This is a genomic window from Thiomonas sp. SCN 64-16 (assembly GCF_001725585.1).
Classification (GTDB): Bacteria; Pseudomonadota; Gammaproteobacteria; order Burkholderiales; family Burkholderiaceae_C; genus Thiomonas; species Thiomonas arsenitoxydans.
Genome location: NZ_MEGQ01000027.1, coordinates 1 through 22902 on the forward strand (window position 1 = coordinate 1; position 22902 = coordinate 22902).

Sequence of the window (22902 nt, forward strand, 5' to 3'; positions counted from 1 at the left end):
CTTGAAACCGCCCCCATAAAAAAACCGGGTCATCCCCGGTTTTTATGTTGCGACCTCACTCGCAACATGCAGGCAAAGCGCCGTGCTGTATTCAGATCAGGAAAGATTCCTTGCTTTTGCCGCTGTCCACCGCGCTTTGAAGCCAGCGCGGCATTTTTCCGCGACCAGTCCAAGTTTCGCCCGTCTGCGCGTTGCGATATTTCGGCGCGACCGTCGATCCCTTGGAAGACGCCCCGCCACGACGCGAACCGAGATCGGCCAAGGTAATACCGTATTCATCCATTTTGGCGCGAATATCGCTCACCACGGCAGCAATCTCTGCCTTGCGTTGCGTTTCAGCCTGCTGCTTGAGGGCTTCAATCTGTGACTGCAATTCTTTATACGTTGCCATGAGCACCTTCTCCTGTGTTGAAAGTTAAAACCAGAATCATCATACGATAAAACAAAAAATAAAAAAGCCCACACAAGGCGGGCTCATTCATAAGCACTGGAATGCTTCAATCCATCATTCGATGGCCTTGGTGATATCTTCCACAACCTTCTTGGCATCGCCGAAGACCATCATGGTTTTGTCCATGTAAAACAGTTCGTTATCCAGGCCCGCATACCCTGCAGCCATCGAACGTTTGTTCACGATCACGGTTTTTGCCTTGTAAGCCTCAAGAATCGGCATACCGGCAATCGGTGATTTTGGATCGGTCTTCGCCGAAGGATTGACCACGTCATTGGCGCCAAGAATCACGGCGACATCAGCTTGCCCGAACTCTGGGTTGATATCGTCCATTTCGAAAACCTGGTCGTAGGGCACCTCCGCCTCGGCAAGCAGCACATTCATATGGCCCGGCATGCGGCCAGCCACAGGATGAATCGCATATTTCACATTCACGCCGTGCTCGGTGAGTTTCTGCGCCAGTTCCTTGACCGCATGCTGCGCTCGGGCCACGGCCAAACCGTAACCGGGCACGATGATGACTGTTTCGGCATTGGACAAGAGAAACGCGGCGTCATCCGGGCTGCCCGATTTCACCGGGCGTTGCTGCACCGCCGCAGTCGTCGTCGATGACTCGGCGCCAAACCCGCCCAGAATCACGCTGATGAAAGACCGGTTCATCGCCTTGCACATGATGTAGCTCAGAATCGCACCGGAAGATCCGACCAATGAACCGGCGATGATGAGCATATTGTTTTCGAGCGAAAAACCAATGCCAGCCGCAGCCCAACCGGAATAGCTGTTGAGCATCGACACGACCACGGGCATATCGGCGCCGCCGATGGGAATAATCATCAGTACGCCCAACACGAAGGCCAACGCCATCATGATGAGAAAGGGCGTCCAAGCCGCCGTAGCCCAGAACCAAAGACCAAAAGCGATAGCCGCCAGAAAAATAATCAGGTTGAGCCAATGCTGCCCGGCAAACCGCACGGGCGCGCCCTGGAACAGGCGGAATTTGTAGCGCCCAGCGAGTTTGCCAAAGGCGATGACCGAGCCGCTGAAGGTAATGGCGCCCACGACCGTGCCGATGAACAGCTCGATACGGTTCCCCGGAGGCAGCGGGTCACCGGCAGCTTGAACGATGCCGAAGGCGTGAGGCTCGGCGACTTCGGCCACGGCGATACACACTGCGGCCAGACCGATCATGCTGTGCATGAAAGCCACCAGCTCGGGCATTTTGGTCATTTCGACGCGGTTGGCCATAAAAGCGCCAATGCCGCCACCGACCACCAGCCCGAGTAGCACATATCCGAGACCAAGCGCCCCGGCATCGCCGCCCACCTTGATAATCAAGGCGACTGTGGTGAAGACGGCGATGACCATACCTGTCATGCCGAACACATTCCCGCGCCGGCTGGTCGTCGGGTGCGACAAGCCTTTGAGCGCTTGAATGAAAAAGACCGCTGCGAGCAAATACAGCAGGGTCACGAGATTCATGCTGAGTGTCATAAATTGAGTCCTTGATGCTGCGCGCCACCGTCCGCGGTTCGAAACAGATCGGTGCGACATCTGTTGGCGAAGCGGTAACGTCAGGTATCTATTGGGGTGTGATTTAGCTCTTGCCGGCTGTTTTCTTTTTGAACATGGCCAGCATGCGCCGCGTCACGAGAAAGCCGCCGAATACATTGACCGCGGCCAGCGCAACCGCGAGGGTTCCCATGATTTTGCCCAGAGGCGTCACGGTCAACGCGGCGGCCAGCATGGCGCCCACGATGATGATGGCGGATATGGCGTTGGTCACCGCCATCAGCGGGGTATGCAAAGCCGGGGTGACATTCCACACCACGTGGTAGCCCACATAGATTGCCAAAACAAAAATGGTGAAATTGATCACCAGAGGAGAGATTTCATGCATGGTTCAGTCCTTTTTCAGGATGAAAATCATTGACAGAGTGGAAAATCAGGCCGTCTTGCGCAGCAACTGTCCATCGCGGCACATCAGGCAGGCGGCGACGATGTCGTCTTCCATATTCACCACAAAGCCCTTTTCCTTGTCGAACACCAGTTTCAGAAAATCGAGCACGTTGCGCGCGTATAGAGCCGATGCATCGGCGGCCACGAGAGCGGGGAGATTGGTTTCTCCCACCAGGGTCACGCCATGCTTGACCACGGTTTTGCCAGCTTCGGTCAAAGGGCAGTTGCCGCCCTGCGCTGCGGCCATGTCGATAATCACGGAGCCCGGTTTCATCGACTTGACCATTTCCTCGGTAATCAGCACCGGCGCCCGGCGGCCCGGAATCAGCGCTGTGGAAATAACCACATTAGCCTGCTTGACCCGCTCGGCAACAAGGGCGGATTGCCGCTGCATCCAACTGGCGGGCATCGGACGGGCATAACCGCCGACACCTTGGGCAATATCGCGCTCTTCATCGGTCTCGAAGGGCACGTCGATGAACTTCGCGCCCAGCGACTCGATCTGCTCTTTCACCGCAGGGCGCACGTCCGAAGCCTCGATCACCGCGCCCAAACGTTTTGCCGTGGCAATGGCCTGCAAACCCGCCACTCCGGCGCCCAAAATCACCACACGCGCGGCCTTGACCGTGCCCGCAGCCGTCATCAGCATGGGCATGAAACGCTGGTAAAGATTGGCCGCCAATATGACGGCCTTGTAACCGCCGATATTGGCCTGGCTGGACAATACGTCCATGCTCTGCGCCCGCGAAGTACGCGGCGCCGCTTCGAGCGCAAACGCTGTCAGGCCCGCGTCGGTCATGGCCTGCAAGCCTTCCGCGTTGAACGGGTCGAGCATGCCGACCAACACAGTGCCGGGCTTCATCAGCCCGAGTTCCTCGGCTGTGGGGGGCCTGACCTTGAGCACCATTTCGGCCGCAAAGGCCCCGGTGCGATCACCGATGGTGGCGCCCACGGCGATGTAATCTGCGTCAGGGGCGTCAGCGCGCAGGCCAGCATCGGCTTGCATCACCACGGTGTGCCCCTGGGCAATCAATTTTTTGACTGTTTCCGGTGTTGCTGCAACACGGGCTTCGCCGGCCAAAGTTTCCGCCGGAATGCCGATACGCATGGAGTCTCTCCTTTGAAGTCTGCTTTATCGGGGTCTGAACGCAGCACGAACACGAGATCGTTTCAGCCCCACTCAGTCGGAACAAATCTGCTTGCCTAAGCAATAGATCCAAGCGCAGCATTATCCCGCGTTTTCCCTAAGATTGCTGCAGCGCAAATTACGTACATCAGGAAATCTCTTTTGCTTTTTTTAATATTTTGCATCAAGCCCTATTTCTATTTCTTGCATTCTTGCCGCCATGCGATTTGATCCCTCTGCGCGTCCTCGCGTCACCGTTGCAGCCATCGTCGAACAGGACGGTCGTTTTCTGCTCGTCGAAGAGCAGACGGCGGGTGGCTTGCGCCTGAACCAGCCCGCAGGCCATCTGGAAGTGGGTGAAAGCCCGCTACAGGGCGCGGTACGTGAAGCACTGGAAGAAACCGGCCGGGTGTTCGTCCCCACCGGCCTGGTGGGCGTGTATCTCTCGCGCTCCCAGCGTCACACTGCCAGCGGTCATCAGGACGAGAGCTATCTGCGGCTCGCGTTCTGCGGCGAAGTCTCCGCTGCAGACCCTGGGCGCGCGCTGGACGAGGGCATCGAGCGCACGTTGTGGATGGACTTCGACGCCCTGCGCGCCAGTGCCAGCCGTCATCGCAGCCCGCTGGTGTTGCGCTGCGTCGAGGATTACTTGCGGGGGCAGCGCTACCCCTTGGAACTGATCGCCACCGACCCGAGTGTGTTCGGTTGAGCCCAGCCTTCTTTCTACAATTTGCGCATGACATCTTCTTCTCGCGGCACCGTTGTGATCGGGCTTTCCGGCGGGGTCGATTCCTCTGTTTCCGCCTGGCTGCTCAAACAGCAGGGCTACACGGTCGTTGGCCTGTTCATGAAAAACTGGGAAGACGACGATGACAGCGAATACTGCTCTACGCGTCAAGACTGGCTCGACGCCGCGAGCGTGGCCGACCGTATCGGCATCGACATCGAGGCGGTGAATTTCGCTGCGGAATACAAAGAGCGGGTGTTTGCCGATTTCCTGCGCGAATATGCCGCCGGACGCACGCCCAACCCAGACGTGCTGTGCAACGCCGAGATCAAGTTCAAGGCCTTTCTCGACCATGCCATGCGCCTGGGCGCAGACCGCATCGCCACCGGACATTACGCGCGGGTGCGTGAGACCGACCACGGCTTCAAGCTGCTCCGCGGGCTGGACGCCTCGAAAGACCAGAGCTACTTTCTGCACCGCCTCAATCAGGCGCAACTTGCGCGCACGCTGTTTCCGGTGGGCGAGCTGAACAAGACCGAAGTGCGCAAAGTGGCCGAAACGATAGGCCTGCACAACGCCCGCAAAAAAGACTCCACCGGCATCTGCTTCATCGGCGAGCGCCCGTTTCGCGACTTTCTCAGCCGCTACCTGCCCACGCAACCCGGCCCGATGAAAACCCCGGAAGGCAAGACGGTAGGCGAGCATCTGGGACTGGCGTTCTACACCCTCGGACAGCGCAAAGGCATCGGCCTGGGGGGAAACAAGAGCGGCAACGGCGAGCCCTGGTTCGTGGCCGGAAAAGATCTGGAACGCAATCAACTCATCGTGGCACAGGGCCACGATCATCCGCTGCTGCTAAGCCACACGCTGCAGGCGCTGTCGGCCAGTTGGGTGTCGGGCACGGCGCCCGCTGAAGGGGCCTGTGGCTACGGTGCGAAGACCCGCTATCGTCAGGTGGACGCCGCTTGCCGTTTTCAGTACCAGGGCCTTGAGCGCTTCACCTTGAAGTTCGACGCACCGCAATGGGCGGTGACACCAGGACAGTCTGCGGTGCTGTATGACGGCGAGGTCTGCCTGGGCGGCGGCATCATCGAGGCCGCATCGAGGAACGACTGAAAATTTTCAGTTCATCCGGGCCAGCAGGGTTTCAACTTCGTCGAGCATGGCGCTGAGCCTGGGCTGCTCGCCGCCCTCGGTGGGCTCTAGACGCCCGTCGAGTTCCTGCTCCAGAAAGCACACGGTCATGCGCACAAAAGTGCTGTCGAGCGCCTTGCGCACGGCTGAGAGCTGCTGAGCCACCTTCAGGCAGGGTTCGCCCTCTTCGATCATTCGCTGCACGCCGCGCATCTGCCCTTCGGCACGCTTGAGGCGGTTGAGAATGTCCGTGCGAGAGGCTTCGTTGGTCAGAACTGACATGGTGATGGCTCCGGGAATCTGTATGGGCTTGGTACTGCGTTTCATCCAATCTTCTCCATCATAGGCGAGCGGCTCGAATCCGTCGGCCGCGCTCCCCAAGCCCATTTAAGCCGCATGAATCAACGCCACCGGCTCGGGTGCGAGCAAGCTGCCATCGCGCAGGCCGCGCGCCGTCGCCAGGGTCAACCAGCCGATGATCACCGAGGCCAGCGCCAGCGCCAGAATGGCAAAGGTCTGCATCGCGCCGTTTTGCGTCATGAGGGCGAGGTGCATCGACAGTCCGGCAAACGCAGCCAAGGGAAAGGACAGCGCCCAGTGGCCGATGGTGAAGGCCTCCTGCATCATCGGCTTGAAGGATAGAAAGCTCAGAATGACGAAAAACAACGCAATGCCCCACGCCCCTTCCAGTGCCTCGACGGGTGCGCCCAACTGGGCAAGGCCCAGGCCGCCGGCCGCCGGAGGCGCTACTGTGATGAACAGCATGGGCAAGAGCTTGCGCGGCAGCATGCCGAAGGCCGTAACGCGCACCATGAACAGCACCTGCACCACGACAAAAAACAGTGCACCGATGGTCCATTGCGCTACAGACCAGATCTGAAAACCGAGAGCGACGCCGGCAAAGGGCACGACCACATTGCCCGCCGCAGCCAGAAAGAGCGCAGGGGTAATGCCCGCCCAGTTGGGGCCTTTGTCAGTCGCTGCGCTCTGCCGCAGGCGATGAAAGACCCAGACCGTCGCAGCCAACTGAGCCAAGGCGCCGAACATCCAGAATCCAGCCATCCAGACGTTGTTGGCGCCCAGCACCTGCACGACAAACCCGGCTATCACCAGCATCGCCATGGGCACCAGGGCCAGCACGGGATGTCGCACGGGGTGGCGCACATCGGCCAGCCAGTCGGATGCATGCCGCTGCAATCTCAGCCCGGTAAGCAGCGCGAGCAAGCCCAGCGCGCCGATGGCGGCCCAACCCAGCACTTGCGAGATCATGGCCGCAGGTTCGCCGAGCAGGGCCGTGGCCTGATGCCAAGCCAAAGCGAGGCCGCCCCAGCCCAGCACCACGGCAAACCAGCCGGGCGCGAGGAACTTGAGGCGGGGATGAGCCGAACGTGCCATCACCCTGCCCGATCAGCCGCAGCAGTTGGCTTTGGAATCGGGCACACCCAGCTTGCGCAGGAAAAAGCCCAGCGGGCACAGATTGGTGAAACCGAACTGCAGCAGATTGGCGCCCACGAAACCGGTGAACAGCAGGAACCACTGCGAGACGAAGATCGGGCTCGCGGGTGCGCCCAACAGCACTGAGATCAGGATGAATGTGCCGGCAATGACACGGATATAGCGTTCGACAGTCATTTGAAAATCTCCAAGGTTGTGTTGTTGAATCGTCAGATTCAGGTCGTCAGCACAGGTTCAGCCGGTGCGGCCGGAGCCTTGGGCGGAACTTTGGGCTTCACCCGGATCTGCCAGACGTAGTAGAGCAGAGGGATGACGAGCAGGGTGAGGATGGTGGACAGCAGCGTGCCGAAGATCAGCGACACGGCCAGGCCGCCAAACACCGGATCGGACACCATGATGGCCGAGCCGAACATGATGGCCAGCGCCGTGAGCAGAATCGGCCGCAGGCGCACTGCCCCTGCCTGCGCCACCGACTCTTGCAGGCTGTAGCCGCGAGCCCGGTAATCGAGGATGAAGTCGATCAGTAGCAGCGAGTTGCGCACCACGACGCCCGCGAGCGCGATGACCCCGATCATCGAGGTGGCGGTGAACGACTGATGCGTGATCCAGTGGCCGGGGAACACGCCGATGAGCGTCAGCGGAATGGCCCCCATCACAATGACCGGCAGCAGGAAGGACTTGTAATACGCCACCAGCAGCAGGTAGATGAACACCAGCGCCACCATGAAGGCCGCACCCAGATCGCGGAACACGTCGAGCGTGAGGCGCATTTCCCCGCCCCACAGCAGTTGATAGCCCTTGAGGTCGCTCGCTGGAGTTTCGGTGAAGCCGAGGTTGCCGGTGGTGAAGGTGGTGCCGTTGGCCAGCTTCTTGCCGTCGAGCATGGAGTTCAGGCTCAGGGTGGCATAGACCGGGCTGGAATGAATCATTTCGCCGCCCACATAAACCACGGGATGCTGGTCACGGCTGTAGATCGGTTTGGCCAACGTGGTCTTCTCCACCGTGGCGATGCTCGAGAGCGGAATGACCTTGCCTTGCGCATTCTGGATCGGCACGTCGAGCAGTTGCTGCGGGCTCTGGCGATCGGCGCGCGGCACGCGCACGATGATGTTGACCGGCTCCAGCGCGTTACTGTCATGCACCGCACCGACCTTCAGCCCCGACACATAGTTGTGCAGCAGCTGGATGATCTGCCCGGGCACGATGCCCGACATCGCCGCTTTCTGGCGGTCGATCTTGATGCGGTATTCCGAGGTCGTGGACGTCACCGAGTCGTCCTGGTTCATCAGGCCGTAGGTTTTGTCGAAATCGCCCAGCACGTCTTTCGCGGAGGAGCGCAGAGTCGCATAGCTCGGGCCATACAGCTCGGCCATGACCTGCGCACGCACCGGCGGGCCCGGCGGGGTTTCGAACAGTTTGATGAAAGTCGATGGGAAACGCGCACGCACCGGGGCGAGCTGCTCGTAGAGCTTCTGCACGATGGCATGCGACTCCACCGAGCGCTCGTCCTTGCCCACCAGATTGACGCGAATCTGCGCAAAGTTGTCGCCGCGCTTGAGCATGTCGCCGCGCACCAGCGAGGCGAAGTCGATCGGCGCCGCCTGCCCAACAAAGGTCTGGTAATCGACCACATAAGGATTGGTCGCCAGCACATCGCCCACCGCACGCGCCACCTGATCGGTGCGCTCGAGCGTCGAGCCCGCCGGGGTGTCGATCTGCACCAGGAAGGTGTTGGTGTTGTCGTTGGGCAGCATCTTGAGTTCGACGCCCAGAGCCGACAAGGGGCCGTTCATGCCCGAGGGGCGGATGAACTGCCAGGCCGGCATCAGCATGGCCACGATGAGCAGCAGCAGCACGGAGAGGAACATCAGGTTGCGTTGAACACGGTTGCGCAACAGCGGCTCGATCAGTTTCAGATAGGCCGTGTGCAACTTGTCCTGCTTGTGCGCGCCTTCTTCTTCCAGGCTGCTGCTGTGCGCCAGCGCCTCGCGCATCGCTTTTTTGCTCAGCCAGACGCGCGCCGCCCAGGGCACCACGGTATAGGCCAGGATGAGCGAAGCGATCATGGCCACCGGTACGTTGATCGGAATGGGCCGCATGAAGGGCCCCATCATGCCGCTGACAAAGGCCATCGGCACGAAGGCCAAAATCACCGCCAGCGTGGCCATATTGGTGGGATTGCCGATCTCGTTGGTCGCCTGAATCACCGTTCGATTGAAGTTCTTGACCGGCCCGCCATGCAGGTGGCGGTGGATGTTCTCGATCACCACAATGGCGCCATCGACCAGCAGACCCAGCGAGAGAATGAGCGCGAACAGGGTGATGCGGTTGATGCTCTGGCCGACGATCAGATCGACCGTGAGCACGGCGAACAGCGTCAGCGGCACGGTGAGCGTCACGATGCCGGCCTCGCGCCAGCCGAGGAAAAACCACAGCAGTAGCGACACGCTGACAATGGCGATGCCCAGATGCTCCACCAGCGTGTTCACCGCCTCGTTGGCCTTATGGCCGTCGTCGCGAGTCACGGTGACATGCACCCCCTGCGGCAGCGCATAGCTCTCGATCTCGCTGAGCTTGGCGAGCACATCGTGCACCACGACCACCGCATTGGTGCCCGATTTTTTGGCGATGGCCAGGGTGACCGCGCTCATCTCCTGACCATGCGGCTTGCCCTTGGCGGCCAGGCCCCAGGCGAAGTGCGACAGATCGTCCACCTGTTCCGGCCCTTCGGTGACCTTGGCCACATCCTTCAAATAGACCGGCTTGCCGTTTGGCGCGCCGATAAGGATGTCGCCCACCTGCTGTGCGTTGCCGAGGAAGCTGTCGATGCGTACCGGGGTGACCTTGTTGCCATCGACCAGATTACCGATGGGCGCCGCCGCGTTGCTGCCTTGCAGAATCTTGTCGAGCTGTTCGAGCGGAATGCCTGCGGCCGCCAGCTTGCTCGGCGAAATCGCCACGTTCACAGCACGCGGTGCACCCCCCACCACTTCGGTGAACGACACCCCGGGCACGTTGCGCAGATGGGCCAGCACTTTTTCACCGACATCGCGCAGCTGCATGCCATTCATCGTCGCGGACGACAGCGTGAGGGTGAGGATGGGCACGTCGTCCACATTGATCGGCTTGATCACCGGCTGCATTGCCCCGGGGGGAATGCGGTCGAGGTTCTGCATCAACTGGTTGTACATCTTGACCAGGCTTTTTTCCTGGTCTTCGCCCACTTTGAACTGCACTGTGACCACGCCGAAATCGTTGGTCGCATAGCCATAGGTGTGATCGACGCCGGACATCGAGGCCATGATGGCTTCAAGCGGCTTGACCACCAGATTCTGAATCTCCTGCGGCCCAGCCCCCGGCTTGGCGACGATGATGTTCGCCGCCGGCACCACGATCTGCGGGTTGTATTCGCGCGGCGTGACCAGCAGCGCCAACACCCCGGCGAGGGTGAGGCCGACCATGATCAGGGCGGTGATTTTTGATTCGATAAACGCGCGGGCCAGCTTGCCCGCGCTGTTCATGGGAGCCGCATGTTCAGCCACGGTTGCCTCCGCCGATCTTCACGCCGTTTTCCACTGCAGGCAGATTGCTGGTGACAATGGTGTCGTCCGCGTTCAGCCCGGCCTGAATTTCGACATCGGCGCCCATCTCCGCGCCCAGACGCACCAGACGGAAGTGAGCAATGCCGTCCTTGTCGACGACGAACACCCCGGTCATTCCGGCGCGATCGACCACGGCACTTTGCGGCACGCGCAACTGCGGCGAGCTGCCGACGGCAAAGCCCACGCGCACGAAGCTGCCGCTGTCCAGCCCGGCGTTGGCCGGCAGGTCGATCTTCACCGTGTGGGTATGGCTCATCGGGTCGGCCACCGGCACGGTCTGGGCGATGGTGCCCTGCAGCGATTTGCCGTTTGCCAGCACCTGCACCTTGTCGCCCACCTTGATCTTGGCGAACACCTCACCCGGCACCTGCGTCGTCACCTGCAGCTTGCCCTGCCCTTCAATGACCAGCACCGGGCGGCCCGGCGCGGCCAGGTCACCCTGGTTGGCCATCTTCTGCACCACCACACCGGTAATCGGCGAGGTCACGGAGGAATAGCGCATCTGCGCGGCAGCGGTGTTGTAACCGGCCTGCGCCGCAGCCACCTGCTCCTGCGCCACCTGATAGCGCAGCTGCACCTGATCCCATTGCTGCTTGGGAATGGCTTGTTCCTTGTAGAGGTTGCCGAAGCGCTCGAAATCACCCTTGGCGTTGGCCAGATTGGCCTGCGCCTGCGCCAGCCCAGCGCGGGCCTGCGCCACCTGGCCCTGAATGTCGGTGGGATCGACCTGGAACAGCAACTGCCCGGCCTTCACCGTCTGCCCTTCTTTGACATTGAGGGTGCGGATATAGCCCATCAACCGCGAGGCGACCTGCACCTGATTGCTCGACATCACCGTGCCCGACAGCAGGGTGAGGTTTTGCTGATCGCTCGAAGCGAGCTTGAGGGTTTGCGCCGCCACCACGCGGGGTGCGGCGGCGGTTTGCGCAGTCTCGGAGGGATGGCCGCAGGCCGACAACAGGGCCGTGGACAGCACGAGGGCCAGCGGCGCGCGGCGCAGCAAAGGCAGGACAGAATGATTCATGGCGGTCATGAGAGAAAGATCAGATTCGAGATCAGATTCGGATGCACTTCGGGGAACGACAGGCTGCGAACGGGAACAGCACCCAGACGGTCGCGCTCAAGGGTTGGAAGGGGAGACAGCCGCAACAGCCTGCGCCGTCGCGAGCTGCGCCACCGGCTTGATCGGCTGCGTGGCGTCGAGCGTCAGATCGCCGATGGCTAGCCGCAATGCGGCGCGTTGCAGATTGACCTGCTGCTTGGCCATGATGAGATCCGCCCGGGCCTTGTCGAGCTGTGCCTGCGCGCCCTGCACTTCCACCAGCGTGCCCACGCCATCGGCATAGCGCTTGCTGACAATGCGCGCGGCTTCCTCCGACTGCTTCACCGCCAGCTCGCGAGTCTTGACCTGATTGGCGGCATCGACCGCCTTGCGATAACTGTCTTGCACCTGCATGCCGAGCTGGTTCTGTTCGCTCTGCAGTTTGGCCTGCAGTTCCATACGCTGGGCCACGGCCTGATCGACCGCGTTGCGCGTCACACCGCCGTCGAAGATCGTCCAGTTGAGCTGTGCCCCCACGGTGTAGCTGCGCGATTCGAAGCCGAGGTTGGGGTCATTGGTATCGAAGCGCGCCATGGCGCCGACTTGCGGGTAACGGTCAGCGCGCGCCACCTCGATCTTGCCGCCCGCCGCGGCGATCTGGTGTTGCAGCGCTTGAATTTTCGGATTGCGCTCCATCGCCTGTCCGACCCACGCATTCGGGTCGCCCTCGGGCATGGTCACCATGACTTCCGGCCCCAGGGTGATGGGCTGATTCAGCGGCACACCGAGCACCACATGCAGCGCGTCCATCGCCTGCGCTTCCATATCGGCGGCCTGATCCTGTTGCAGCTTCACGTCTTCCTGACGCACCTGCGCGGAAAGCAAATCGCTCTTGATCACCACGCCTTGCTTGAACAGGCTGTCCACCGTTTTCACCTGGCTTTGCGCCGCTTCCAGCGCCTTCGCCGCCACGCCCTTGAAGGCACGCGCGGTGTACACGCCGTCATACGCCTGCAGAGCGTGGTAGATGATCTGCTGCCTGGCCGCCTGATCACCGGCCTGCGCCGCCATCAGCATGGAGCGGGCCTGTTGCAGATACCCCTGCAGCTTGCCACCGGTGTAAATCGGCAGCTCGGCCTGGATGCGGGTATTGAAATTGTTGACCGAACCGGGGTAATTGAGCGAGTTGGGCGCCACACTCAGCACATTGGGGTTGGTCGGGTCGAACTGCCCGGCGCCGAAATCGTTGAACGTCGCCTGCCGCTGCGACAGCTTGATACCGAAGGCATTGAGCGCGTCGTTGGTGCGGGTCACCCCTGCCGACACGGTAATCTTGGGCATTTTGGCGCCCTCGGCCTGATTGATGCCGGCACGCGCCTGCGCCATCTGCGCTTGTACCCCCATCAGATCGGGGTTTTGCCTCAGCGCCACATCCACCGCCTGGCGGAAATCCAGCGTTTCAGCCTGCGCCGACGCCAAACTCCCCAGAACGTAAAGACAAGCACCTGCCAACAACCCGACGCGCACGCGTCGAGGTATGGAATCCGTCATCATCCAGCTCCGCCAGAAAGAGGAAATCTAACCAAGGAATGCGTGTAACCGCCCCTGAAGCACCTACACCCTCAGGTGTATAGCCCCCACGCGGGGCAGACTGCTGCCGAGAATAGCCGCCCTGCTGGGCGAGGTCACGCGATATATACAGGCCGGAGTATATCAATACTCATGGGGGTATATGATTTCCCTTTTTGCAGAGGGACGATTTGTCGCCAAGGCGCGACAAACCTCTTTCCGACCTTTCCGACCTATCCGACCTTTCCGACCTTTCCGACCTTTCCGACCTTTCCGACCTATCCGCGCTCAGGCCGCGCCCGGCTTGGCCTTGAGCGCCTGCGCACTTTCTTTCAGCGCGCGGTCGATGAAGGCGCCGTAAAAATCCGCCGTCGGCGCCCCGGTGATGCGCTCGCCGATCTCTTTACCGCCGGGCCCGAAAAACAACACTGTCGGCGCAAGCCGGATGCCGAACTGCCGAGCCAGTTGGACGCCCGTCGTCGGCTTGCCATCGAATCCGGTGACCGGGGTGCGGCTGGTGATCTCGATCTGCTGCACCACATAGCCTTCTTTGGCCATGAACTGATACTGAGTGCGCCGCAGCTTTTCGCAGAACGGGCAATTGGGCAGACTGAACATGACGATGAGAGGCTGATCCTTTGCCGCGGCCTGAAGTGCGCTTTGCTGCAGGTTCTGCACCGGCGGCAAGGGCGTTTCCGCCCAAGCCACACCCGCCGTCAGGCTCAGCAAAAGCAGTGAAACAAAGCGCAGAAACTGTCGCCACTGTTGGCTTAATGCGACGAAGCCCTCGCGATGATCGCACTGAGCGCCCCAAGGGCTGGACTGCACCCAGCCCGCCCCCCGTGGGGGGCAAGGAAACTTGAGGCCGCCCTGCGTTTCCTTGAGGGAAAACACCTTCACCTTCGACATACAGACACCTCGACTCCGAAGTCACGGGATAATGGGGGTATGTTATCCACAGCCCGATACCCAGCGGCAGCGTCGGTGATCCGTTTTTCCACCCTGCTGCTTACCGCTGCGGCGCTTCTCAGCGCCTGCTCTCCCGCACTCGACTGGCGCGATGTGCGACCGAAAGACATCAACATTCTGCTGACCTATCCCTGCAAGCCGGAGCAGATCGCGCAGGACGTGGAGCTGGCCGACCAGAAAATAAAAATGAGCATGACCGGCTGCGTGGCCGACAAAATGACCTTTGCGCTCGCCCACGCCCAGCTGCCCAACCCCGCGCTGGCCGCCCGGGCGCTGGCTCAGTTGCATCAGGCCGCGGTGGACAATGTGCATGGCAAGGTCACCTTCTCGTCGCCCGACATTCCCAAAAATGCCACACCGGGTCTGCCAGACGGCCTGGATCTTCGCATCGACGGTCAGACGCCCGACGGCAAGCCGGTGCGAGAGCGGGTTTTGCTTTTTTCTCAGGGCAATAACGTCTATCAGGTCACCGCGTTTGCCCCCACAGACGACTTCAAGGATGAAGCGGCGCAAACTTTCGCCGGATCTGTGAATTTATCCCCCTCCCCCTGAAAACCAGCGACCTATCATGCAAAGTAGGTTCACTCGCCGGTAAGGTTCGTATGCCCGGTCTATTCATCATTGCCCACGCCCCGCTCGCCAGCGCCTTGAAAGAATGCGCCAGCCATGTGTACGCCGGATGTCCGCAAAAGTTGCTGGCTTTCGACGTGGCGCCCGACGCCGTGGTCGAAGACGCGGCGCAGGCCGCCCTGCCCGCGCTGCGCCAGGCCGCGGCAGATGGCAGCGCCCTGGTGCTGGTCGACGTTTTCGGCGCCACGCCGAGCAATATCGCGCTGCGACTGTCCGAGCTGGCGGGCGACCTCAAGCTCAAGATCGTGGCCGGGGTGAACCTGCCCATGCTGCTGCGGTCGGTGTGCTATCAGGCTGAGTCGCTCGACGGTCTGGCCGCCCGTGCGACGGCTGGCGCCATTCAGGGCGTGGTTCAGGTTTCCGCAGACGCCCCACAACAACAGTCCCTCCGCAGTCCGTCTCATGCCGCAACGCATCATTCAAGTCAGCAATAAGCTGGGTTTGCACGCCCGCGCGTCGGCCAAGCTCACCAAGCTCGCGGGACAGTTTCCCTGCGACATTTTCATTTCCAAGGGCGCGCGTCGCGTCAACGCGAAAAGCATCATGGGGGTGATGATGCTGGCGGCGGGCATCGGCTCCACCGTCACCGTCGAAGCCGAAGGCGATCAGGCCGATATCGCCCTCGACGCAGTGCAGGCGCTGTTCGACGACAAGTTCGGCGAAGGCGAGTAAGCGCGGCGCAAGGCCTCGCAGCTTTACATATCTTCACCCCCGCGAGACTTGCGGGCAATCGCCGCCTCGCAAAATGGATTCATCGTCACTTCCTTTTCAAGGACTGCCATGAATCCTCAAACCTCTTCTCCTTCCACGTCCGCCAAGGTGTCGCGGCTGCGCCGCACTCTGGGCATGGTCAGCGCCGCAGTCGTCGTCGCCGTGGCCAGCCACGCCGCGCTGGCCAGCGCGCAAACCCCGCCGCCCGATGCCCCCATGCAGCACGGCGCCATGGGGGGCAAGATGGGCCATTGTGGCCCCGGCAAACACGGCGAACGCGGCATGGAGCGCATGCTTTCCAAAGCTGGCGTCAGCCCGGAGCAACGTGAAAAAATGCGCGCGCTGCAAAAACAATCCTGGGAAAAAGCTCGCCCGGAAATGGAGCAAATGCGCGGTCTGATGCAGCAGCGCATGAAGCTGCTGGCCGCGCCGCAGATCGATCGCGGTGCACTCGAGGCCTTGCGCGACAAGCAGATGGCCCTGGCCAACCAGCTCTCGCGCAACCGCACGCAGACGCAGTACGAAATGGCGCAAATCCTCACGCCCGAGCAACGCGCCAAGCTCTACGCCATGATGGAGCACCGCATGGAGCGCATGGAACATCGTCACGGCCACGGCATGGGCCCTGGCATGATGCAATAAGGTTTCTTCACAGAGGGGCGCAGGCCGCTTGTCGCGGCCTGTCTGTTTTTACTGAAACTTTGTTTTGCTCAACGGGATTTCCCATGACCCCGCAAACCCGCACCTCCCCCAGCCAGCTGCTGCTGGTTGAAGACGACCTCCGGCTGGCCCAACAGGTCAGCGACTTCCTGCAGAGCGCCGGCTGGCAGGTGACGCATGCGGCCAATGCCGCGCAGGCCGAGGGCGAACTCAACCCGCGGCGCGGTGACGCACTGGGTTTCGACGCGCTCGTACTCGACCTCATGCTGCCCGACGGCGACGGCCTCGACATCTGCCGCCGCCTGCGCACGCACAGCGATCTGCCCGTGCTCATGCTGACGGCGCGCGGCGACCCGTTCGACCGCGTGGTCGGGCTGGAGATCGGCGCCGACGACTATCTCACCAAACCGTTCGAGCCGCGCGAGTTGCTGGCGCGGCTGCGCGCCATTACCCGCCGCCGCGCGGGCAGTCTGTCGCCGCGCGATCCGCAGGCCGAACAAATCCTGCGCTTCGGGCGCCTCGATATCGACCCTGCCGCCCGTCAGGCACGCATCGACGGGGAAGACCGGCCGATGACGGCCTACCAGTTCGATCTGCTTCAGGTGCTCGCGCGCCATCCGGGTCGGGTGCTGACGCGCGAGTTCCTGCTGGGCGCCGTCAAGGGGGAATCGCTCGAAGCCTTCGACCGCTCCATCGACGTGCATATCAGCCGCATCCGCGCCGCGATCGAAGATGATCCGCGCCACCCCCGCCGCATTCTCACCCTGCGCGGCGCGGGTTATGTATTCACCAAATCGCAGGACGGCATCTGAACATGGCTTCGCCCATGCCGCCCGGCGCCGTGCCGACCCCGCCCGCAGCGACGGAGCCCGGCGTAGCCAAGCAGGCCAAACTCTGGAAGCGGCTGTGGATCGCACTGATTCTGGCGCTGCTGGTGCAGGCGCTCGTTTCCGCCCTGGTGTTTCACTGGGTGTTCGAGATGGATCCGCAGCGGGCTCAGTTCCGGCGCGAAGTCTTCCGCGCCTTCATGCTGCAACACGGCATCGGCCCGCCCTCGCCCTGGCGACATCTGCTGATGTCGCCCTTCTTCGGCACCGTGGTCACCGCCATTCTGCTCAGCCTGGTCACTTACCCCATCATGCGGCGGCTGACCCGGCGGCTGGAAAATCTGCAGCAGGGCGTGCGCGCCTGGGGCGGCGGCGACCTGAGCGCGCGCGTGCCCGTGCAAGGCCGCGACGAAGTGGCGCAACTCGCGCAGAGCTTCAACACCGCCGCCGGGCGAATTGAATCGCTGATGCAGAGCCACAAATCGCTGCTGGCCTACACCTCGCACGAACTGCGCACCCCGCTCACGCGGCTGCGTCTCAGCCTGGAAACGCTGTCCACCCCCGTGCCCGCCGCAGCGCGCGATGTCGCCGCGCGGGCTGCCAAACATGATCTCGCCGAGCTCGATGCGCTGATCGACGACATCCTGCTCTCCAGCCGACTCGATGCCGCGACCGGACAAACCCTGCAGCTCGAAGAACTGGACCTGCTCGCCCTTCTGGCCGAAGAAGCCGCACGTTTCGACGTTGAAGTGCACGGCGACTGGATCACCCTGCAAGGCGACGAACGCCTGCTGCGCCGCGCCGTGCGCAACCTGCTCGACAACGCCCAGCGCCACGCGCCGGGCGCCGCGCCGCAAGTCAGCCTGACCGCGGTACAGGGCGGCGGCATCATCCGCGTCTGCGACCAGGGGCCAGGTATTCCCCCGGCCGATGCGCAGCGCATTTTCGAGCCTTTCGAGCGCTTGTCCGGGCGCGGCGAAGGCACCGGGCTGGGCCTGGCCCTGGTGCGCCGCATCGCCCGCCAGCATGGCGGCGAAGCCCGCTGCCTGCCCCGCGCTGGCGGCGGCACCTGCTTCGAAGTCTGGCTCGGACGCAAGCCCTGAGCGCGGCGCCGCCGTTGCCGCCGCGCGCAAGACTGGCGCAATACTTGCTTGGCCCGTGCCTGCCTTCAGAACCTCCCATTGGAGCGACCGAAAGCTCCGGTTTTTTTAATACCATGCGTGACCGGACGCGAAATGTCGCAGCAAAACAGGGGCTATTCGTTCTGCTTCGAGAGCATCCTGGGCCGCCTGCCATCGCTGGCGAACATCAAAACATCGCAGTTCACACCTCTTAAGGAAAAAATCATGACGTTCACTCTTCGCAAGCTCGCATCGCCGCGCCGTCTGGGCGCGCTGGCGGGTTCCGTGGCGCTGTGCGCGGTTTTCTGCGCCAGCGCATCTGCAACCCCCATCGCCCTGCCGCAGAAATACAAGGAACAAGGTCACCTGACCATCGCTGCCGACGCCACCTATGCGCCGATGGAATTCATCGCCAAGGACGGCAAGACCGTCATCGGCGCCGACGTCGATCTGGGCAAGGCCATCGCCAAAAAGCTCGGCGTGAAGGCCGATTTCATCAACGCCAGTTTCGACAGCATCATTCCGGCACTGCAGTCGGGCAAGTACGACATGAGCATGTCGTCGTTCACCATCACCAAAAAGCGTGAAGAAGTCGTCGACTTCGTCAGCTATATGACGGCGGGCACCTCGTTCTACGTCAAGGCCAAGGGCGGCCCCAAGGTCAATGGGCTGGCCGATCTGTGCGGCATGTCCGTGGCCGTGGAAAAAGGCACGACCCAGGCCGCAGACGCCGCCAAGCAGAGCCAGGAATGCGTGGCCGCTGGCAAGAAGGCCGTGACGGTTTCGGTGTTCCCCGACCAGAACGGCGCCAACCTCGCCATCGTCAGCGGCCGCGCACAAGTGGGCATGGCCGACTCGCCGGTGGCGGCCTGGATCGTTGAAGAGTCTCGCGGTCAGTTCAAGCTGACCGGCGAGTCCTACAACTCCGCGCCCTATGGCATTGCGATTCCGAAGAACAGCGGCCTGGCCGAGCCGGTATTGCAAGCCCTCAAGGAAGTGATCGCCAGCGGCGAATACGCCAAAATCCTGCACAAATGGGGCATCACCCAGGGCGGCATCAAAGACCCCGCCATCAACCCGGCCGTGCAGTAAGCACCCTCGCAGCCAAGCTATGTAGTCGGCCTGATAAGACTTGATGCCCTGCGCCCGGGCGGCAAAAGAAGCCAACCTGGGGCAGGGCTGCAACCGTATCGGCGCTTGCTCGTCCTGGGTCTTCCTCTCTTATCCCCATCAGTTTAGGAATCGAATGATGATTCGCGTTCTCCAAGGCTTCGCCTCTTTCCGCCGCGGCTTGGCCGCCCTTAGCGCAATCGCAATGGGCATGACCCTGGCCTCTTCGGCTGCGGCGGCCACGATCGCCCTACCCGCCAAGTACAAGCAGCAAGGCAAATTGACCTTTGCCTTCAATGCCGCCTACGCGCCCATGGAGTTCATCGCCAATGACGGCAAGACCATGATCGGCCTCGACATCGATCTGGCCAACGCCATTGCAAAAAAACTGGGCGTCAAGGCCAAGTTTGTCCAAGCTGGTTTTGACACCATCATCCCTGGGCTGCAATCGGACAGGTATGACTTGAGCATGTCGTCTTTCACCATCACCAAAAAGCGCGAGGAGGTGATGGACTTCGTCAGCTACTTCACTGCTGGCACCTCCTTTTACGTCAAGGCCAAGGGTGGCCCCGCGGTTGCCTCGTTGGGAGATTTGTGCGGACTGAGCGTGGCTGTGACCAAGGGCACGATTCAATCCGAAGACGCCACCAAGCAGAACCAGGAATGCAAGGCTGCGGGCAAGAAAGGTGTGGACGTGCAGTTCTATCCCGACCAAAACGCCGCCAGCCTGGCTATGGACAGCGGCCGCGCGCAAGTGTGCATGGCCGACTCTCCGGTGGCGGCGTGGATCGTCAAGGAGTCGCGCGGCAAGTTCAAGCTTTCGGGCGTGCCCTACAACTCCGCGCCCTACGGCATTGTCATTCCCAAGAACAGCGGCCTGGCCGAGCCGGTGCTGCAGGCGGTCAAGGCGGTCATGGCCGATGGCGAGTACACCAAAATCCTGAAAAAGTGGGGCGCTGAGCAGGGTGCGATCACCACACCTGAAATCAACCCTGCCGTGCAGTAAGTTCAATCCCCCGCTGTGACCGCGCGCCACAGCGGGTCGCCTGATCGGTTCCATTCCATGCGACCTGACGATATTCAAGCCATCCCGGCCCGACATCCCGGCCGCTGGGTGGCCGCTGCCGCTGTTTTTGTGCTTCTCCTAGCCACGGCCTACTCATTGACGACCAACCCGCGCTTCGAGTGGTCGGTCGTCGGTGAATATTTCTTCTCTGTGCGCATCCTGCACGGTTTGCTGCTCACGCTCGAACTCACCGTGATTTCGATGGTCATCGGCGTAGCGCTGGGCGTGCTGCTGGCGGTCATGCGCCTTTCGCACAACCCGATGGTCTCGAAGGCGAGCTGGTTCTACATCTGGCTGTTTCGCGGTACCCCGGTGCTGGTGCAGATTCTGTTCTGGTTCAACATCACCGCGCTCTACCCCAATATTGGCTTTGGCTCCTGGAGTTTCGATGCCAACAACCTGATCACCCCCTTCGTCGCCGCCATTCTGGCGCTGGGCCTCAACGAAGGTGCTTACATGGCCGAGATCGTGCGCGCGGGCATTCTGTCGGTGGACGAAGGCCAGAGCGAGGCCGGGGCCGCCCTGGGCATGTCGCGGTTGCAGATCATGCGACGCGTGGTGCTGCCGCAAGCCATGCGGGTCATCGTGCCGCCCACCGGCAACGAGGCGATCTCGATGCTCAAGACCACCTCGCTGGTCAGCGTGATCGCCGTAAGCGATTTGCTGTATTCGGCGCAACTCATCTACTCCGTGAACTACCGCACCATTCCGCTGCTGCTGGTGGCCAGCATCTGGTACCTGATCGTGACCACGTTGCTGTCGATCGGGCAGTTCTACATCGAACGCCATTTCGGCCGCAGCGCCACCCGTCAACTGGCCCCCACGCCATTGCAGCGTCTGCGCCAGCTCGCCTTCGGACGGGGCGCAAACAACGAGGGCGCCCAATGAACCAGCCCATGGTCAAGGCCGAAGGCGTGCACAAACGCTTCGGCTCCGTCGAGGTGCTCAAGGGCATTTCGATGGAGGTCGCTCGCGGCGAAGTGGTCTGCCTGTTGGGCGCATCGGGCTCGGGCAAATCCACCTTTCTGCGCTGCATCAACCACCTGGAAAAAATCGACGCCGGCCGTCTGCTGGTCGATGGCGAGTTGGTCGGCTATCGCCAGATCGGTGAACGGCTGCACGAGTTGCACGACCGCGACATTTGCCGCCACCGCGCCGAAGTCGGCATGGTGTTTCAGCGCTTCAATCTGTTCGGCCACATGACCGCGCTGGAGAACATCATCGAAGCGCCCATGATGGTGCGCAAAATGCCCAAGGCGCAGGCCACCGAACGTGCCCGCGAGCTGCTCGCCCGTGTCGGTCTGGCCGATCGCGGCAGCGCCTATCCCAACCAGCTCTCGGGCGGGCAGCAGCAGCGCGTCGCCATCGCCCGTGCGCTGGCCATGAGCCCCAAGCTCATGCTGTTCGATGAACCGACCTCCGCGCTCGACCCCGAACTGGTCGGCGAAGTGCTCGATGTCATGAAGTCGCTCGCGCGCGACGGCATGACCATGGTGGTCGTCACCCACGAAATGGGCTTTGCCCGCGAAGTGGCCGACCGCGTGGTGATGATGCACCAGGGGAAAATCATCGAATCGGCGCCGCCGGAGCAGTTTTTCGGCGCGCCGCAGCACGAGCGCACGCGGCAGTTCCTGTCCAAGATTCTCTGAGGTCATTGCCCAATTGCATTTGGCCCCAGAGGCATTAGCATCGTTTCCGTTTGTAACAACACAGCCACGGAGATCGATCATGACTCGCAGCCCCACCTCCCCCGCTCGCCGCCGCGTTCTTGCGCTCGCTGGCGGCGCCGCTTTGCTCTCCCCTCTTGCTCTGCGCCCTGCGTTTGCGGCCGAGTACCTCACCATCGCCACCGGCGGCACCAGCGGCGTGTACTACCCACTAGGCGTTGCGCTCTCACAGATCTACACCAAGGCCATACCCGCCGCCAAGAGTTCGGTGCAGGCGACCAAGGGTTCGGTGGAAAACCTCAATCTGCTCGAAGCCGGGCGCGCCGAGCTGGGTTTCTCGCTGGGCGATTCGCTGTCGGACGCCTGGAAAGGCGAGGCCGACGCCGGGTTCAAGGCCCCCCTGAAAAAGCTGCGCACCATGGCGGCGATCTACTCCAACTATGTGCAGATCGTGGCGCGCGAAGATTCGGGCATCAAGACCCTGGCCGATCTGAAAGGCAAGAGTATTTCGGTGGGCGCACCCAAGAGCGGCACCGAACTCAACGCCCGCGCCTTGATCAAGGCTGCCGGGCTGAGCTATAAAGATTTTTCCAAGGTGGAATACCTGCCTTTCGGTGAGTCGGTGGAGCTGATGAAAAACCGTCAGCTCGACGCCACGCTGCAATCGGCCGGGCTGGGCGTGTCTTCGTTACGCGATCTGGCTGCGTCGCAAAAAATCGTGGTGGTTCCCGTGCCTGCCGACATCATCGCCAAGGTGGGCGATCCGGCGTATCAAAGCGGGGTCATTCCGGCAAACACTTATGAAGGCCAGACCGCCGCGGTGCCGACGGCGCGCATCCAGAACTTCCTCGTCACCCGCGAAGGGCTGAGCGAAGAACTGGTCTATCAGATGACCAAGGCGATGTTCACCCACCTGCCCGAACTCGTGGCGGCGCACGCCGCGGCCAAAGGCATCAGCCTCAAGGACGCACCGCTGAACTCGCCCGTGCCGCTGCACCCCGGCGCGGCCAAGTACTACCGCGAAGCGGGTGTGCTGAAGTAAACCCCAGCAAGGCTTTTTCGCCTCGGCCCGCCTGCAT

Annotated in this window: 24 protein-coding genes; 13 read left to right on the plus strand and 11 right to left on the minus strand. The window is 61.9% G+C overall.

Annotated features, from left to right (window positions below; translation table 11 throughout):
- Window positions 1–91: 91 nt before the first annotated feature.
- From ABT24_RS09095 to ABT24_RS09110, 4 genes are all read right to left on the minus strand, one after another.
- The gene (locus tag ABT24_RS09095) at window positions 92–391 is read right to left on the minus strand and encodes an H-NS histone family protein (protein ID WP_013122566.1); all 300 of its coding nucleotides are present in this window, start codon (window positions 389–391) and stop codon (window positions 92–94) included.
- A gap of 114 nt (window positions 392–505) precedes the next feature.
- Window positions 506–1942, minus strand: coding sequence for an NAD(P)(+) transhydrogenase (Re/Si-specific) subunit beta (locus tag ABT24_RS09100; RefSeq protein ID WP_276728207.1), 1437 nt, complete (start codon window positions 1940–1942; stop codon window positions 506–508).
- Window positions 1943–2045: 103 nt separating this feature from the next.
- A complete protein-coding gene (locus ABT24_RS09105; protein WP_013122565.1) occupies window positions 2046–2348 on the minus strand; it encodes an NAD(P) transhydrogenase subunit alpha part 2 in 303 nt (100 codons plus the stop codon).
- 45 nt (window positions 2349–2393) lie between these two features.
- Window positions 2394–3515, minus strand: a complete 1122-nt coding sequence (locus ABT24_RS09110) for a Re/Si-specific NAD(P)(+) transhydrogenase subunit alpha (protein WP_276728204.1) — start codon at window positions 3513–3515, stop codon at window positions 2394–2396.
- A gap of 238 nt (window positions 3516–3753) precedes the next feature.
- Between ABT24_RS09110 and ABT24_RS09115 the strand changes: the two genes are divergently transcribed.
- Entirely contained in the window at window positions 3754–4242 is a 489-nt protein-coding gene (locus tag ABT24_RS09115) for an NUDIX hydrolase (RefSeq protein ID WP_276728201.1), read from the plus strand.
- A 27-nt stretch (window positions 4243–4269) separates the two neighbouring features.
- The gene (gene mnmA, locus ABT24_RS09120) at window positions 4270–5376 is read left to right on the plus strand and encodes a tRNA 2-thiouridine(34) synthase MnmA (RefSeq protein WP_276728198.1); all 1107 of its coding nucleotides are present in this window, start codon (window positions 4270–4272) and stop codon (window positions 5374–5376) included.
- A gap of 6 nt (window positions 5377–5382) precedes the next feature.
- Here the strand turns inward: mnmA and ABT24_RS09125 are convergent, their stop codons facing one another.
- The 7 genes from ABT24_RS09125 to ABT24_RS09155 form a co-directional block, all read right to left on the minus strand.
- Window positions 5383–5676 carry a metal-sensing transcriptional repressor gene (locus tag ABT24_RS09125; RefSeq protein ID WP_141130520.1) on the minus strand — a complete coding sequence of 98 codons (294 nt, stop codon included), beginning with the start codon at window positions 5674–5676 and terminating at the stop codon, window positions 5383–5385.
- Between the two features lie 105 nt (window positions 5677–5781).
- Window positions 5782–6789, minus strand: coding sequence for an SLAC1 anion channel family protein (locus ABT24_RS09130; protein WP_013105127.1), 1008 nt, complete (start codon window positions 6787–6789; stop codon window positions 5782–5784).
- 12 nt (window positions 6790–6801) lie between these two features.
- A complete protein-coding gene (locus ABT24_RS09135; RefSeq protein ID WP_013105126.1) occupies window positions 6802–7026 on the minus strand; it encodes a YgaP family membrane protein in 225 nt (74 codons plus the stop codon).
- Between the two features lie 38 nt (window positions 7027–7064).
- Entirely contained in the window at window positions 7065–10391 is a 3327-nt protein-coding gene (locus tag ABT24_RS09140) for an efflux RND transporter permease subunit (RefSeq protein ID WP_276728195.1), read from the minus strand.
- Window positions 10384–11475 carry an efflux RND transporter periplasmic adaptor subunit gene (locus tag ABT24_RS09145; RefSeq protein ID WP_013105124.1) on the minus strand — a complete coding sequence of 364 codons (1092 nt, stop codon included), beginning with the start codon at window positions 11473–11475 and terminating at the stop codon, window positions 10384–10386. The genes ABT24_RS09140 and ABT24_RS09145 overlap by 8 nt, the downstream gene beginning before the upstream one ends.
- A gap of 96 nt (window positions 11476–11571) precedes the next feature.
- Window positions 11572–13044, minus strand: a complete 1473-nt coding sequence (locus tag ABT24_RS09150) for a TolC family protein (protein ID WP_276728192.1) — start codon at window positions 13042–13044, stop codon at window positions 11572–11574.
- Window positions 13045–13350: 306 nt separating this feature from the next.
- Window positions 13351–13971 (minus strand): thioredoxin family protein, encoded by a 621-nt coding sequence (locus ABT24_RS09155; protein ID WP_276728189.1) that lies wholly within the window; start codon window positions 13969–13971, stop codon window positions 13351–13353.
- A 39-nt stretch (window positions 13972–14010) separates the two neighbouring features.
- Between ABT24_RS09155 and ABT24_RS09160 the strand changes: the two genes are divergently transcribed.
- The 11 genes from ABT24_RS09160 (at window position 14011) to ABT24_RS09210 (ending at window position 22865) form a co-directional block, all read left to right on the plus strand.
- A complete protein-coding gene (locus tag ABT24_RS09160; RefSeq protein ID WP_013105120.1) occupies window positions 14011–14583 on the plus strand; it encodes a hypothetical protein in 573 nt (190 codons plus the stop codon).
- Window positions 14584–14633: 50 nt separating this feature from the next.
- The gene (locus ABT24_RS09165) at window positions 14634–15095 is read left to right on the plus strand and encodes a PTS sugar transporter subunit IIA (RefSeq protein WP_276707041.1); all 462 of its coding nucleotides are present in this window, start codon (window positions 14634–14636) and stop codon (window positions 15093–15095) included.
- Window positions 15064–15333, plus strand: coding sequence for an HPr family phosphocarrier protein (locus tag ABT24_RS09170; RefSeq protein ID WP_013105118.1), 270 nt, complete (start codon window positions 15064–15066; stop codon window positions 15331–15333). Before ABT24_RS09165 ends, ABT24_RS09170 begins: the two co-directional genes overlap by 32 nt.
- A 108-nt stretch (window positions 15334–15441) precedes the next feature.
- A complete protein-coding gene (locus tag ABT24_RS09175) occupies window positions 15442–16014 on the plus strand; it encodes a Spy/CpxP family protein refolding chaperone (RefSeq protein WP_276728186.1) in 573 nt (190 codons plus the stop codon).
- 83 nt (window positions 16015–16097) lie between these two features.
- Window positions 16098–16844 (plus strand): response regulator, encoded by a 747-nt coding sequence (locus tag ABT24_RS09180; protein ID WP_013105116.1) that lies wholly within the window; start codon window positions 16098–16100, stop codon window positions 16842–16844.
- A 2-nt stretch (window positions 16845–16846) separates the two neighbouring features.
- A complete protein-coding gene (locus ABT24_RS09185; protein ID WP_276728183.1) occupies window positions 16847–17962 on the plus strand; it encodes a sensor histidine kinase in 1116 nt (371 codons plus the stop codon).
- A 243-nt stretch (window positions 17963–18205) separates the two neighbouring features.
- A complete protein-coding gene (locus ABT24_RS09190) occupies window positions 18206–19072 on the plus strand; it encodes an ABC transporter substrate-binding protein (RefSeq protein ID WP_276728180.1) in 867 nt (288 codons plus the stop codon).
- A 157-nt stretch (window positions 19073–19229) separates the two neighbouring features.
- Window positions 19230–20096, plus strand: coding sequence for an ABC transporter substrate-binding protein (locus ABT24_RS09195; protein ID WP_276728177.1), 867 nt, complete (start codon window positions 19230–19232; stop codon window positions 20094–20096).
- A gap of 57 nt (window positions 20097–20153) precedes the next feature.
- Complete coding sequence (locus ABT24_RS09200) at window positions 20154–21044, plus strand: amino acid ABC transporter permease (RefSeq protein WP_231836392.1); 891 nt, start codon at window positions 20154–20156, stop codon at window positions 21042–21044.
- A complete protein-coding gene (locus ABT24_RS09205; RefSeq protein WP_276728175.1) occupies window positions 21041–21805 on the plus strand; it encodes an amino acid ABC transporter ATP-binding protein in 765 nt (254 codons plus the stop codon). The genes ABT24_RS09200 and ABT24_RS09205 overlap by 4 nt, the downstream gene beginning before the upstream one ends.
- A gap of 79 nt (window positions 21806–21884) precedes the next feature.
- On the plus strand, window positions 21885–22865 hold the full coding sequence (locus ABT24_RS09210; protein ID WP_276728173.1) for a TAXI family TRAP transporter solute-binding subunit: 981 nt from the start codon (window positions 21885–21887) through the stop codon (window positions 22863–22865).
- Window positions 22866–22902 lie beyond the last annotated feature (37 nt).